The organism is Pseudomonas sp. CFBP 13602 (assembly GCF_014842725.1).
Taxonomy (GTDB): Bacteria; Pseudomonadota; Gammaproteobacteria; order Pseudomonadales; family Pseudomonadaceae; genus Aquipseudomonas; species Aquipseudomonas baltica.
On sequence record NZ_JACYVT010000005.1, the window covers coordinates 197,160 to 209,903 of the forward strand.

The 12,744-nt window shown below is 63.9% G+C and carries 13 protein-coding genes; 3 read left to right on the forward strand and 10 right to left on the reverse strand.

Annotation, left to right across the window (positions count from 1 at the left end; translation table 11 throughout):
* Positions 1 to 3: 3 nt before the first annotated feature.
* The 6 genes from IFU31_RS12145 to IFU31_RS12170 form a co-directional block, all read right to left on the reverse strand.
* Positions 4 to 738, reverse strand: coding sequence for a hypothetical protein (locus IFU31_RS12145; RefSeq protein ID WP_122479969.1), 735 nt, complete (start codon positions 736 to 738; stop codon positions 4 to 6).
* Positions 739 to 797: 59 nt separating this feature from the next.
* Positions 798 to 1,178 carry a RidA family protein gene (locus tag IFU31_RS12150; protein WP_122716145.1) on the reverse strand — a complete coding sequence of 127 codons (381 nt, stop codon included), beginning with the start codon at positions 1,176 to 1,178 and terminating at the stop codon, positions 798 to 800.
* A gap of 31 nt (positions 1,179 to 1,209) precedes the next feature.
* The gene (spoT, locus tag IFU31_RS12155) at positions 1,210 to 3,321 is read right to left on the reverse strand and encodes a bifunctional GTP diphosphokinase/guanosine-3',5'-bis pyrophosphate 3'-pyrophosphohydrolase (protein ID WP_122479968.1); all 2,112 of its coding nucleotides are present in this window, start codon (positions 3,319 to 3,321) and stop codon (positions 1,210 to 1,212) included.
* Positions 3,322 to 3,384: 63 nt separating this feature from the next.
* A complete protein-coding gene (gene rpoZ, locus IFU31_RS12160) occupies positions 3,385 to 3,648 on the reverse strand; it encodes a DNA-directed RNA polymerase subunit omega (RefSeq protein WP_043192179.1) in 264 nt (87 codons plus the stop codon).
* A 97-nt stretch (positions 3,649 to 3,745) separates the two neighbouring features.
* Positions 3,746 to 4,366, reverse strand: a complete 621-nt coding sequence (gene gmk / locus IFU31_RS12165; RefSeq protein WP_122479967.1) for a guanylate kinase — start codon at positions 4,364 to 4,366, stop codon at positions 3,746 to 3,748.
* A gap of 12 nt (positions 4,367 to 4,378) precedes the next feature.
* Positions 4,379 to 5,242, reverse strand: coding sequence for a YicC/YloC family endoribonuclease (locus IFU31_RS12170; protein WP_192103095.1), 864 nt, complete (start codon positions 5,240 to 5,242; stop codon positions 4,379 to 4,381).
* Positions 5,243 to 5,491: 249 nt separating this feature from the next.
* On the opposite strand from IFU31_RS12170, the gene rph reads away from it, so the two are divergent.
* A complete protein-coding gene (rph, locus tag IFU31_RS12175; protein WP_122479965.1) occupies positions 5,492 to 6,214 on the forward strand; it encodes a ribonuclease PH in 723 nt (240 codons plus the stop codon).
* A gap of 164 nt (positions 6,215 to 6,378) precedes the next feature.
* Here rph and IFU31_RS12180 read toward each other — a convergent pair whose 3' ends face one another.
* Complete coding sequence (locus IFU31_RS12180) at positions 6,379 to 7,158, reverse strand: exodeoxyribonuclease III (RefSeq protein ID WP_043192186.1); 780 nt, start codon at positions 7,156 to 7,158, stop codon at positions 6,379 to 6,381.
* A gap of 82 nt (positions 7,159 to 7,240) precedes the next feature.
* Between IFU31_RS12180 and pyrE the strand changes: the two genes are divergently transcribed.
* Positions 7,241 to 7,882: an orotate phosphoribosyltransferase gene (gene pyrE / locus IFU31_RS12185; protein WP_122479964.1), complete on the forward strand. Its 642-nt coding sequence runs from the start codon at positions 7,241 to 7,243 to the stop codon at positions 7,880 to 7,882.
* Between the two features lie 10 nt (positions 7,883 to 7,892).
* Positions 7,893 to 8,486 carry a DUF4124 domain-containing protein gene (locus IFU31_RS12190; protein ID WP_192103238.1) on the forward strand — a complete coding sequence of 198 codons (594 nt, stop codon included), beginning with the start codon at positions 7,893 to 7,895 and terminating at the stop codon, positions 8,484 to 8,486.
* A 283-nt stretch (positions 8,487 to 8,769) separates the two neighbouring features.
* On the opposite strand, the gene argB is transcribed toward IFU31_RS12190, so the two are convergent.
* From argB to dut, 3 genes are all read right to left on the reverse strand, one after another.
* Positions 8,770 to 9,675: an acetylglutamate kinase gene (gene argB, locus IFU31_RS12195; RefSeq protein WP_043192190.1), complete on the reverse strand. Its 906-nt coding sequence runs from the start codon at positions 9,673 to 9,675 to the stop codon at positions 8,770 to 8,772.
* A gap of 24 nt (positions 9,676 to 9,699) precedes the next feature.
* Entirely contained in the window at positions 9,700 to 11,124 is a 1,425-nt protein-coding gene (locus IFU31_RS21670) for a phosphomannomutase/phosphoglucomutase (protein ID WP_244652751.1), read from the reverse strand.
* 1,158 nt (positions 11,125 to 12,282) lie between these two features.
* On the reverse strand, positions 12,283 to 12,738 hold the full coding sequence (gene dut, locus IFU31_RS12205; protein ID WP_122479962.1) for a dUTP diphosphatase: 456 nt from the start codon (positions 12,736 to 12,738) through the stop codon (positions 12,283 to 12,285).
* Between the last annotated feature and the right edge of the window lie 6 nt (positions 12,739 to 12,744).

The following is a 12,744-nucleotide window of genomic DNA, read 5'->3' on the forward strand; positions in this document are numbered from 1 at the left end:
GTGTTACTTGCTGAGCAACCAGCGCCGGGTGCCGGGCACCAGGTTGGGCATTTCGTCATCCTGGGCCTGGTTGAGCGCCTGCAGGATTTCCAGTTGGTTGCCGTTGCGACGAAAGATGAACGCATTGCCGCGCTGTTGCTGTTCCAGCCACATGCTGTCGAACTCGCCACTCATGGCGGCGCAGTCGCCCGCCAGGCACAGCGCATAGCGATCCAGGCCGGCCAGCCCGTCGATGCGGCCGTCGGGAAGGAAATGCGCCACGCCGCCCTTGCCCGGGCCCTCGACCACTTTCCAGTCGCCACCCATGTAGGCGGTGTACAGTGCCTGCTCGAAGGTGCTGCCCGCTGGCGTGTCCGCACGCACGGGCGTCGCCGACTTGCTGAACGTCTGCACCGGGGTGTTATCGCTCGCTGCCTGCTGCAGGGTATCACCGTCGACCTTCAGGGTATCTTCGCCGTTACCGTAGAAGTCCACCTTGAGCTGGCCGTCGGCCTGGGGCAGCAGCTTGCCTTCGCCCTCTTCGAAGCCATTGCTGAACCGGGCCTGGCCGGCCACGGTGTCGATCGACCACTCCAGGGTCGGGCCGTTGGCCAGCAGCGCCTGGCGCAGGCTTGCGCCCTTGGCCGCGGCATCGATGGCTTTCTGATTGATCCAGACGCCGTTGGGGTCCACGTTTTCGTGGCTGGCGCAGCCGCCCAGGAACAGGGCGGCCAGAGATAGGGCGAGCGCGTGACGCATGAAGGAAGTCCTTGCTGGCGAACGGCGCTGCAGCCAGTGGCCGCAGCGCGCGAAGCGGCTTATTCGATGACCAGAATAGCGTCCATTTCAACCTGCGCGCCTTTGGGCAGGGCGGCAACGCCAATGGCGGCACGGGCCGGATAGGGCTGCTGGAAATAGCGGCTCATCACTTCGTTGACCGTGGCGAAATGGCCCAGGTCGGTCAGGAAGATGTTGAGCTTGACGATGTCCTTGAACGAACCACCGGCCGCCTCGGCCACCGACTTGAGGTTCTCGAAGACCTGCACGGTCTGGGCTTCGAACCCTTCGACCAGCTCCATGGTAGTGGGATCCAGTGGGATCTGGCCGGACATGTAGACGGTATTGCCAGCCTTGATGGCTTGGGAATAGGGGCCGATGGCGGCCGGGGCCTTGTCGCTGGTGATTACGGTCTTGGTCATGAACAGCTCCTTGAAATGAAGGTTCTGCGCCTCACGCACGCACGCGCGTGAGACGGGTGACGCCTGCCAGGGCGCGCAGTTTCTTGATCACGCGAGCCAGGTGCACGCGGTCGTGCACGCTGACCACCAGCTGGACCACGCTGATGCGGCCATCGCGTTCGTCCATGCTGATTTTCTCGATGTTGCCATCGGCCGCGTTGACGCTGCTGGCCAGCAGCGCGATCAGGCCGCGCTGGTGTTCGAGCTCCACGCGCAGTTCGACATTGAACTCGCCCGTGACGTCCTTGGCCCAGCCCAGCTGGATGCACTTCTCTGGATTGTGGCGGATTTCGCTGATGTTGCGGCAGTTTTCCAGGTGGACCACCATGCCCTTGCCCGCCGACAGGTGACCGACGATCGGGTCGCCCGGAATCGGCGTGCAGCACTTGGCATAGCTGAGCACCAGGCCTTCGGTGCCGCGGATGGCCAGCGGCCCCTCGGGGCTGGGCAGCTGCTCGCCGCCATCGGTCGCCAGCAGGCGTCGAGCCACCACATAGGCCATGCGGTTGCCCAGGCCGATGTCTTCGAGCAGGTCTTCGATGAGTTCCAGGCGGTACTCGGCCAGCATCGCCTGAATGCGCTCGGCGGGGATCGTGTCCAGAGCGCTGTCGAAACCATTGAGCACCTTGTTGAGCAGGCGTTCGCCAAGGTTCACCGACTCGGAGCGGCGCTGCAGCTTCAGGGCGTGGCGAATGTGCGTGCGGGCCTTGCCGGTGACCACGAAGTTGAGCCAGGCCGGGTTGGGCCTGGCGCCGGGCGCGCTGACGATTTCCACCGTCGAGCCGCTCTGCAGCGGCTCGGAGAGCGGAGCCAGGCGTCGGTTGATGCGGCAGGCAATGCAGCTGTTGCCCACGTCGGTGTGCACCGCATAGGCGAAGTCCACCGCGGTGGAGCCTTTGGGCAGCTCCATGATGCGACCCTTGGGGGTGAACACGTAGACCTCGTCCGGAAACAGGTCGATCTTCACGCTCTCGATGAATTCCAGCGAGTTGCCGGCACGTTGCTGCATTTCCAGCACGCCCTTGACCCACTGGCGGGCACGGGCATGGGTGCCCTTGGGCTGTTCGTCGTCGCTGGACTTGTACAGCCAATGGGCAGCGATGCCGTTGTTGGCCATCTCTTCCATTTCACGGGTGCGGATCTGGATCTCGATGGGCACGCCGTGCATGCCGAACAGGGTGGTGTGCAGCGACTGGTAGCCATTGGCCTTGGGGATCGCGATGTAGTCCTTGAAGCGACCCGGCAGCGGCTTGTACAGGTTGTGCACGGCGCCCAGCACGCGGTAGCAGGTGTCGACCTTGTCGACCACGATGCGGAACGCATACACATCCATGATCTCGTTGAAGGCACGACGCTTGCCGCGCATCTTCTTGTAGATGCCATAGATGTGTTTCTGCCGCCCGCTGACATCGCCCTCGATGCCATCCACCGACAGGCAATGGGCCAGGGACTGCTCGATCTTGTTGACCAGCTCCTTGCGATTGCCCCGGGCGCGCTTGACGGCCTGGTAGATACGCGCCGAGCGCATCGGGTACATGGCCTTGAAGCCCAGGTCCTCGAATTCGACGCGCACGTTGTGCATGCCCAGGCGGTTGGCGATGGGCGCGTAGATCTCCAGGGTTTCCTTGGCGATGCGCCGGCGCTTTTCACCGGACAGCACCTCGAGGGTGCGCATGTTGTGCAGGCGGTCGGCCAACTTGACCAGAATGACGCGGATATCCCGGGCCATGGCCATGGCCATTTTCTGGAAGTTTTCCGCTTGGGCCTCGGCCTTGGTCTCGAAGTTCATCTGGGTCAGCTTGCTGACCCCGTCGACCAGATCGGCCACGGTTTCGCCGAACTGGGCACTGAGTGCTTCCTTGGCGATACCGGTGTCTTCGATCACATCGTGCAGCATGGCCGCCATCAGGCTCTGATGGTCCATGTGCATGTCGGCGAGAATGCCTGCCACCGCCAGCGGATGCGTGACGTAGGCTTCACCGCTGCGACGGCGTTGGCCGTCGTGGGCTTGTTCGGCGTAGAAGTACGCTCGGCGGACCAGGTTGACCTGTTCCTTGCCGAGGTAGGTCGACAGGCGATCGGCGAGGGCGTCTATGCTCGGCAAGGGAAAACCTCCTGCCGATGTGGGATAGAACCTCGCGCCGTACAGCGTCGACCGGGCATGGACTCAGACGGCCTCGTTGGCCTCGTCTTCGAACGCTGCGAAGAGGGGCTCGTCTTCAACGATTTCAGCTTCAGCGATAGCAGCATAGTCGATCAGGCCTTCGGCGATTTCACGCAGGGCTACCACGGTAGGCTTGTCATTTTCCCACGCCACTTTCGGCTCTTTGCCGCCGGTCGCCAGTTGGCGAGCGCGTTTGGTGGAGAGCATGACCAGCTCGAAACGGTTATCCACGTGTTCTAGGCAGTCTTCAACGGTTACGCGGGCCATGGTCTTCCTCGTAGCAAATGCGATTATGCGCGCAGCCCGGATGGGCGAGCGGACTAGACAGTTTAAAAAATCACCAGCGTTTAGGGAAGCTTTGTTTTCAGGCAAGCAGCTCGGCCAGCAAATTGCCGTGCCTTTGCTGCTGCGCCTGCTGCTGGAGGCGGTTGGCGCGAAACACCGCTTTCAGGTCTTCCAGGGCCGAGGCGAAGTCGTCGTTGATGATCAGGTAATCGTATTCCACATAGTGGCTCATCTCGCTGACCGCTTCGCGCATGCGCGTCTCGATGATCTCGTCGCTGTCGGTGCCGCGGTTGGTCAGGCGCTGGCGCAGCGCCAGTTGCGAAGGCGGCAGAATGAAGATCGAGCGCGCCCCTGGCATCAGCCGACGCACCTGCTCGGCGCCTTGCCAGTCGATTTCCAGGATCAGGTCGTGGCCTTCGTCGAGCGTCTGCTGCAGGTGGCTCTGGGACGTGCCGTAGAGGTTGCCGAACACTTCGGCCTGCTCCAGGAAATCGCCATGGCCGATCATGTCTATGAAGGTTTCGCGGTCGACGAAGTGGTAGTTCACGCCGCAGGCTTCGCCTGGCCGCATGGCGCGGGTGGTGTGCGAGACCGAGACGCGAATGGACGGCTGGGCGTCGATCAGGGCCTTGACCAGGCTGGTCTTGCCAGCGCCCGAAGGCGCCGAAACGATGTACAGGGTGCCGGTGCTGTGGTTCATGACGGGTTGGCCTTACTCAATGTTCTGCACTTGTTCACGCATCTGCTCGATCAACACCTTGAGGTTGACGGCAGCCTGCGTACTACGTGGGTCGAAGGCTTTGGAGCCCAGGGTGTTGGCTTCGCGGTTGAGTTCCTGCATGAGGAAATCCAGGCGCCGGCCGGCGGCGCCGCCGGCCTTGAGCACGCGACGCACTTCGGTAACGTGGGTGGCGAGGCGATCGAGCTCTTCGGCCACGTCGCTTTTCTGCGCCAACAGGACCATTTCCTGCTCCAGGCGCTGCGGATCGAGTTCGACCTGCAGGTCGGCGCAGCGATCGAGGATCTTCTGCCGTTGCGTGCTGAGCATCTGCGGTACCAGGCTGCGCAGGGTGGCGACCTCGCTGCTCATGGCATCGAGCCGGTCGTTGATCAGTCGGGCCAGTTCGGCGCCTTCGCGCACGCGGCCATTCTTCAGCTCGGCCAGCGCCTGAGCGAACAATTCGTTGGCCGCCATGCTCAAGGCCTGCGGATCGCTGGCATCGGCCACCAGCACGCCAGGCCAGGCCAGCACTTCCAGCGGGTTGAGTGGCGCAGGCTGCTTGATCAAGCCGGCGATGGTCTCGGCGGCGGCTATCAGTTGGGTGGCGCGTTCACGATCGACCTGCAGGGGCTGGCCGCCGGTTTCCTCGGTGTAGCGCAGGGTGCATTCGACCTTGCCGCGCGAGAGTCCCTGGCGCAGTGCTTCGCGCACCGAGCCTTCGAGGTCGCGCAGGGCCTCGGGCAGGCGCAGGTGCGGTTCCAGGTAGCGGTGATTGACCGAGCGCAGCTCCCAGCTCAGGGTGCCCTGGGCCGCGGCGCGTTCGCAGCGGGCGAAGGCGGTCATGCTGTGCACCATGGGGGGGAAACCTCGCAGGCGGTGGAGGATGAATCGAGGCGCAGGATTGTAGCGCAACCTGGCGCTGGCTCCCAATGCTGCCTTGTCCATCCCCGTATGGCATTGCACACACTGTGGCAGCGGGGCGGGCGGTGAGCCCTGTGCCGGCGCAGAGGCCATCTGCAATGTCCCGCTCCGACCCCGCGCGGGCAATTCGTGGTCGGACGCCCTATAATGCCCGTCAGATTTGAGTCCAGTACAGGTATCCCGATGAAACGTCCAAGTGGTCGCGCCGCCGATCAGCTCCGCTCGATCCGCATCACTCGCAACTACACCAAGCACGCCGAAGGGTCGGTGCTGGTAGAGTTCGGCGACACCAAGGTGATCTGCACCGTCAGCGTCGAAAACGGCGTTCCGCGCTTCCTCAAAGGCCAGGGCCAAGGCTGGCTGACCGCCGAATACGGCATGCTGCCACGCGCCACCGGCGACCGTAACCAGCGTGAGGCGAGCCGTGGCAAGCAAGGCGGTCGCACCCTGGAAATCCAGCGCCTGATCGGCCGTTCGCTGCGCGCAGCGCTCGACATGAGCAAGCTGGGCGACATCACCCTCTACGTCGATTGCGATGTGATCCAGGCTGATGGCGGTACCCGTACCGCGTCCATTACCGGTGCCATGGTGGCGTTGGTCGATGCCTTGAAAATGGTCAAGAAGCGCGGCGGCCTGAAAGGCGGCGATCCGCTCAAGCAGATGATCGCTGCAGTATCGGTGGGCATGTATCAGGGCGAGCCGGTCCTGGACCTGGACTACCTGGAAGACTCCGCCGCCGAGACCGACCTCAACGTGGTGATGACCAGCACCGGTGGTTTCATCGAAGTGCAGGGCACCGCCGAAGGCGCGCCGTTCCAGCCCGCCGAGCTGAACGCCATGCTGGCGCTGGCTCAGCACGGCATGGAAGAAATCTTCGCCTTGCAGAAAGTCGCCCTGGGCGAGTGATGCAAACCTCTGTGGGGGGGCAGGCTCTCTCCAGGGGCGAGCTTTCTGTGGGAGCGGGGCGGGCGGCGAGCCCTCTGCCCGCCCCGCTCCCACAGTGTTTCAAGCTCTGCAAGAAGCAAACAAAAAAGCCGACCTCGAGGGGTCGGCTTTTTTGTGCCTGGCGATCAGATCGTCAGGGTCCAGTCGTAGTCCACGATCAGTGGCGCATGCTGGGAAAAACGCGGCTGGCGCGGCAGGCGCGCGCTGCGCACGAAACGGCGCAGGCCAGGTGTGAGCAGCTGGTAGTCGAAGCGCCAGCCCAGGTTGAGCATCTCGGCCTGTTCGTTGTCGGGCCACCAGCTGTACTGGTCGCCTTCGCGGCTGACTTCGCGCAGTGCGTCGACGTAACCCATGTTGCCGACGATTTCGTCCATCCAAGCGCGCTCGGGTGCCAGGAAACCCGGCGACTGCTGGCTGTCGCGCCAGTTCTTGATGTCGAGTTTCTGTTGCGCTACATACAGCGAGCCACAGTAGATGTATTCGCGACGCTTGCGCCGTTGCTTGTCCAGGTACTTGCCGAAGTCGTCCATGAGCTTGAACTTCTGGTTCAAGTCTTCATCGCCGTTCATGCCCGAGGGCAACAGCAGGGTGGCAATACTGAGCTTGTCGAAATCTGCCTGCAGATAACGCCCGTAGCGGTCGGCTGTCTCGAAACCCAGCCCACTGATGACCGCCTTGGGTTGCAACCGCGAGTACAGCGCCACGCCGCCTTGGGCGGGCACTTCGGCATCGCATGCATAAAGGAAGTAGCCGTCCAGTTGGAAGGCGGCGTCGTCCAGTTCAAAGGCGGAAGCACGGGTGTCCTGCAAGCAGATGACGTCGGCATTCTGGGCCTGCAGCCAACTGAGCAACCCGCGCTCGACTGCCGCCTGAATACCATTGACGTTCACACTGATGATCCGCATACATGGCCCCAAAAATCTTGTGCGTGTATGATACCCGAGCTCTACCTAATTAGCTAAATCCGTGGTATCCGGGACTTTTTCGATGCAGGCCTATCAGCGCGACTTCATTCGTTTTGCCATTGATCGAGGCGTTCTGCGTTTCGGCGAATTCACCCTGAAATCAGGGCGTACCAGCCCTTATTTCTTCAATGCCGGCCTGTTCAATACCGGTGCCGCACTGGCCGAACTGGCGCGCTATTATGCCGCAGCCATCGTTGACAGCGGCATTGCCTTCGACGTGTTGTTCGGCCCTGCCTACAAGGGTATTCCCCTGGCGGCCGCCACTTCCGTGCAACTGGCCGAAAGGCACCAGCTGGACGTGCCCTGGTGCTTCAATCGCAAGGAAGCCAAGGCGCACGGCGAAGGTGGCAGCCTGGTCGGCTCGCCGTTGGCCGGCAACGTGCTGATCATCGACGACGTGATCACCGCCGGTACGGCCATCCGTGAAGTGATGCAGATCATCCAGCAGCAGGGTGCCACTGCTGCTGGAGTCATGATCGCCCTGAATCGCCAGGAGCGTGGCAACGGCGAGCTGTCGGCCATCCAGGAGGTGGAGCGTGACTTCGCCGTGCCGGTGGTCAGTATCGTTTCGCTGAACCAGGTGCTGGAATTTCTCGCCGACGATGCGCAGCTCAAGCAGCATCTGCCGGCGGTCGAAGCCTACCGTGCGCAATACGGTATCTGAGCACGTGCGTCTGCGCCTGGCGGTGGCGGCGATCAGCCTGCTGCCGGTGCTGGCGGCAACGGCGGCCGAGGCGCCGGGCATGCTGCTCTATCGCTACGTCGATAGCCGCGGCGTGACCGTGCTGGATCGCCAGGGCGTGCCCCCGGAGTACGTGGGCAAGGGTTACCAGGTGCTCAACCAGACCGGTCGGGTGGTACAGACGGTGCCGCCTGCTCCTACCGCCGAGGAGCTGCGCCTCAAGCAGCAGGCCGACGCCCAGGCGCAGGCCGATGCACAGCTGCTCGATCGCTACCCATCGCTGGAAGAGCTGGACAAGGCCAGTGCCCGTCGTCGGGCGGAAATCGATGCGCTGATTGCCGTGGCCACGGCGAACGTGAAGACCTTGCAGGGTCAGCAGGCGACATTGCAGGGGCAGGCTGCCGCCCAGGAACGTGCAGGTCAGGAGGTGTCGACGTCGATGCTCGACCAGCTGCGTGATGTGCACGCTCAAGTCGCCGAGCTGCAAACCCGCATCGCCAGGCTGCAGCAATCGCGCAGCGAAGCCGACGCCGGCTTTGCGCAGCAGCGAACCCAACTGGTCAAACTTCTCGAAAATCCCCTGTAGCAGCGGCGCAAGCCGCGTCGGGCCTTACCGCGTTCTGCCTGATGCACCGCATTCATCGCCGACGCGGCTCGCGCCGCTGCTACAGGGGAGCATTCACCGCCGACGCGGCTCGCGCCGCTGCTACGGGGGGGCATTTACCGCCGACGCGGCTCGCGCCGCTGCTACAGGGAGCGTTTGCGGGCGACGCGGCTTGTGCTGCTGTTACAGGGGGTCGGGAATTCTGTAGCAGCGGCGCAAGCCGCGTCGGCGATCGCTGCGGTGCGTTTGGCGCACCGCTGTCGGATCAACCGATTTTCTTGTTGCTGATCAGGGTACCGACACCGCTGTCGGTGAAGATTTCCAGCAACACGGCGTTGGGAACGCGGCCGTCGATGATGTGCGAGGTGGTCACGCCGCCCTGGACCGCTTCCAGTGCGCAGCGGATCTTGGGCAGCATGCCGCCATAAATGGTGCCGTCAGCGATCAGACCGGCGACCTGCTCGGTGGTCAGGCCGGTCAGTACATTGCCTTCCTTGTCCATCAAGCCGGCGATGTTGGTCAGCAGCATCAGCTTCTCGGCCTTGAGCGCCTCGGCCACCTTGCCCGCTACCAGATCGGCGTTGATGTTGTAGGACTCACCGTCCGGGCCGACACCGATAGGCGCGATCACCGGAATGAAATCGCCGTTGACCAGCATGTTCAGCAGATCGGTGTTGACCCCGGTGACTTCCCCGACGTGGCCGATGTCGATGATTTCCGGCTTGGTCATTTCAGGCGTCTGGCGAGTCACCGTGAGCTTGCGCGCGCGGATCAGCTCGGCGTCCTTGCCGGTCAGGCCGATGGCGCTGCCGCCGTGGCGGTTGATCAGGTTGACGATGTCCTTGTTGACCTGGCCACCCAGCACCATCTCCACCACGTCCATGGTCTGCGCATCGGTAACCCGCATGCCGTCGACGAAATGGCTCTCGATGGACAGGCGCTTGAGCAGGTCGCCGATCTGCGGCCCGCCGCCGTGCACCACCACCGGGTTGATGCCGACAGCCTTCATCAACACGATGTCACGGGCGAAACCGGTCTTGAGCTCTTCGCTCTCCATCGCGTTGCCGCCGTACTTGATCACCAGGGTCTTGCCGACGAAGCGGCGGATATAGGGCAGCGCTTCGGACAATACCTTGGCGACGTTGGTGGCGGCATCACGTTCGAGGGTCATGCGGGGCTCCAGTGAAACAAGTGGTCAGAACGGTAGGTGCAGGTCAGGTGCGACTTTCAACAGCTGGGTACGGAAGACGCCCTGGATTCGTTCGAGTTCCTCGGCGTCTTCGGCTTCGAAGCGTGTCACCAGCACCGGCGTGGTGTTGGAGGCACGGACCAGGCCCCAGCCTCTAGGGTAGTCCACGCGCACGCCATCGATGGTGGTGAGCTGCGCGTCGCCCCACTGGGCGCTTTGGTGCAAGGCGTCGATGAGGCCGAATTTGCTGTCTTCGGTCACCGGAATATTCAGCTCGGGCGTGGACACGTCGTCGGCGAATGCAGCGAACACCTCTTCGGCGCTGAGGTTTTCCCGGCTGAGGATTTCCAGCAGTCGCGCGGCGCTGTAGATGCCGTCGTCGAAGCCGAACCAGCGCTCCTTGAAGAAGATGTGCCCGCTCATTTCCCCGGCTACCAGCGCGCCAGTGCGCTTCATCTCTTTCTTGATCAGGGAATGTCCTGTCTTCCACATCACCGGACGCCCGCCGTGCTCCTTGATCAGAGGGCCCAGGCGGCGCGTGCACTTGACGTCGTAGATCACGTCGGCACCGGGATTGCGCGACAGCACATCGCGCGCGAACAGCATCAGCAGGCGATCGGGATGGATGATGCGACCGGTGTTGGTCACAACGCCCACACGGTCGGCGTCGCCATCGAAGGCCAGGCCCAGGTCGGCGCCGCTTTCGTCCACCTTGGCGATCAACGCCTGCAGGTTGGCGGCCTTGCTCGGGTCCGGGTGGTGATTGGGGAAATGCCCGTCGACCTCGCAGAACAGCGGGATGACCTCGCACCCCAGGGCCTGGATCAGTTCCGGGGCTACCACCGCGCCAGCGCCGTTGCCGCAGTCGACCACCACCTTGAGTCGACGGGTGAGCACGATGTCATCGCGGATCTGCGCGACATAGCGCGGCAGGATGTCCACCTGTTCGACACTGCCCTGGCCCTGGCTGAGGTCGTTGTGCAGCAGGCGCTGATGCAATGCCAGGATCTGTTCGTTGGCCAGCGTGTCGCCGGCGATCACCACCTTGAAGCCGTTGTAGTCAGGCGGGTTGTGGCTGCCGGTGAGCATCACCCCGGAACGTCCGGTCAGCACGTGGTTGGCATAGTACAGCGCCGGTGTCGGCACCAGGCCCACGTCGCTGACGTGGCAGCCGGCGTCTACCAGCCCCTGGATCAGCGGCTGCACCAATTCGGGCCCGGACAGGCGTCCGTCCCGGCCGACATTGACGTTGGCCTCGCCCATGGCCAGGCTTTGCGCACCGACGGCACGGCCTACCCAGTAGGCCGTGTCGGCATTCAGGGTACTGCCGACGATGCCGCGGATGTCATAGGCGCGAAAGATCCCGTGGGGCAGCGCCGGTGGCAGGGTGCCCGGGTCGGGGTCAGGCTCCGCCGCGTCGACTTCGAGCATGTCGGTGTCCTGAAAGATCGGATTGGTCCAATTGTCCGCAGCAGGCGCTGGCACAACGGCAGTGCCGTCGGTGGGTTGCGCGCTGCCTTCACGCAGCGACAGCCGCGCCAGGCCCTGTGCCAGGCCGTTGAGTGGCGCCAGGCTGAGGCCGAACGCCTTGACCGCCTTGCCGCCGGACAACTCGTCGAGCAACTGCTCGAGTTGCCGCGCATCGGCCTCGATGCGCGCATACAGCTGGCGCTGGGCAAGACGCACCGCCAGCGCCGCGCAGCCAATGGCAATTGCCGCCGCCAGCATCATCAGGCCCAGCGAACTCCAGGCGAAGGGCGGTTGGAACAATGGCCCCGGGCTGAATTCCAGGCGCCAGTTGGGGTTGGAGGTCGCATACGGATAGCGTGTGGCAGACGCGTTGCTGCCTTGCTCGACCAGCAGTTGCGGTGGGCTGCCCAGTACGCTTTGCTGCAGGCGCAACTGGCCGAACTCGGCGTCGGGCAATGCCAGCGCCTTGACCAGTGGCTGCATGTCGAACCCCAGCAGCAGTGTGCCCAGCACGGGTGACTGCGGGCCTTGCTGGACGGCCGCGACGGTGTAGATCCACCAGCGTCCGTTGACCTTGTAGGCTTCAGGCGGGGTGGCAACACCGCGTTCGGCGCGGCTGAGCATGTCCAGTACGGCAAAATTGATCGGGGCCGCGCCCTGCTGGTCGACCTTGGCCTGTCCCGGCAGGTTCAGGCGCACGCCTTGCAGGCCGTCGATCAACGGCACTGCATTGGCGGCCTGGGCGATACCTGCGGGGTCCTGGCTGGCCAGCGCGGCCATGAGTGCAGGTGAATGGGCCAGGGCGGCCGCCTGGCCGGCCTGACGCGCGATCGCAGCGTCCAGGCCCGCGGTGAAAGGCGCGGCGGCACTCGCCTCGGCGTTCTGGAAGGCGCGGCCGGCCAGCGGTGCAACCACCAGAAACCAGATCAGCAGCAGGGCGGCAAGCACCCCGGCAATGGCGAGCAGCAACGCCTGGTTGCCGGCGTTGGGCCGTGCGTTCGAAGCCTGGCCGTGCTCGGCCGTCTTGGCATTGCGAGGAAATCCTTTCACCTGTCATCTCCGCATTGAACGCGTTGGAACGGCATGGTCTCGCCACGGCCGCCTGCTCTGCATGGCCGTTTACTGGGTGCCGGAGTGACCGAAACCGCCGGTCCCGCGCTGGCTTTCGTCGAAGCTTTCGACCAGCTCGAAATGGGCTTGCACCACCGGTACCAATACCAGTTGGGCGATGCGCTCGCCCACTGTCAGGGTGAACTCGGTGTGGCCACGGTTCCAGCACGAAACCATCAGTTCGCCCTGGTAATCGGAGTCGATCAGGCCGACCAGATTACCCAGCACGATGCCATGCTTGTGGCCCAGGCCCGAGCGCGGCAGGATCAGCGCCGCCAGGGCCGGATCACCGATGTAGATCGACAGGCCGGTAGGAATCAGCAAGGTCTGCCCAGGTGCCAGCAGTGTGTCTTGCTGCAACATGGCGCGCAGGTCCAGGCCGGCGGAGCCGGGTGTGGCGTAGTGCGGCAGCGGGAAGTCCCGGCCCAGGCGTGGGTCGAGGATTTTGGCTTGAAGGGCGTGCATGAATGT

Bases quoted from the DNA above. Each gene is read 5' to 3' on its own strand.
- IFU31_RS12145 (WP_122479969.1), bottom strand. From the start codon at position 738: ATGCGTCACGCGCTCGCCCTATCTCTGGCCGCCCTGTTCCTGGGCGGC.
- IFU31_RS12150 (WP_122716145.1), bottom strand. From the start codon at position 1,178: ATGACCAAGACCGTAATCACCAGCGACAAGGCCCCGGCCGCCATCGGC.
- rpoZ (WP_043192179.1), bottom strand. From the start codon at position 3,648: ATGGCCCGCGTAACCGTTGAAGACTGCCTAGAACACGTGGATAACCGT.
- gmk (WP_122479967.1), bottom strand. From the start codon at position 4,366: ATGAACCACAGCACCGGCACCCTGTACATCGTTTCGGCGCCTTCGGGC.
- IFU31_RS12170 (WP_192103095.1), bottom strand. From the start codon at position 5,242: ATGGTGCACAGCATGACCGCCTTCGCCCGCTGCGAACGCGCCGCGGCC.
- rph (WP_122479965.1), top strand. From the start codon at position 5,492: ATGAAACGTCCAAGTGGTCGCGCCGCCGATCAGCTCCGCTCGATCCGC.
- IFU31_RS12180 (WP_043192186.1), bottom strand. From the start codon at position 7,158: ATGCGGATCATCAGTGTGAACGTCAATGGTATTCAGGCGGCAGTCGAG.
- pyrE (WP_122479964.1), top strand. From the start codon at position 7,241: ATGCAGGCCTATCAGCGCGACTTCATTCGTTTTGCCATTGATCGAGGC.
- argB (WP_043192190.1), bottom strand. From the start codon at position 9,675: ATGACCCTCGAACGTGATGCCGCCACCAACGTCGCCAAGGTATTGTCC.
- IFU31_RS21670 (WP_244652751.1), bottom strand. From the start codon at position 11,124: ATGCTCGAAGTCGACGCGGCGGAGCCTGACCCCGACCCGGGCACCCTG.
- dut (WP_122479962.1), bottom strand. From the start codon at position 12,738: ATGCACGCCCTTCAAGCCAAAATCCTCGACCCACGCCTGGGCCGGGAC.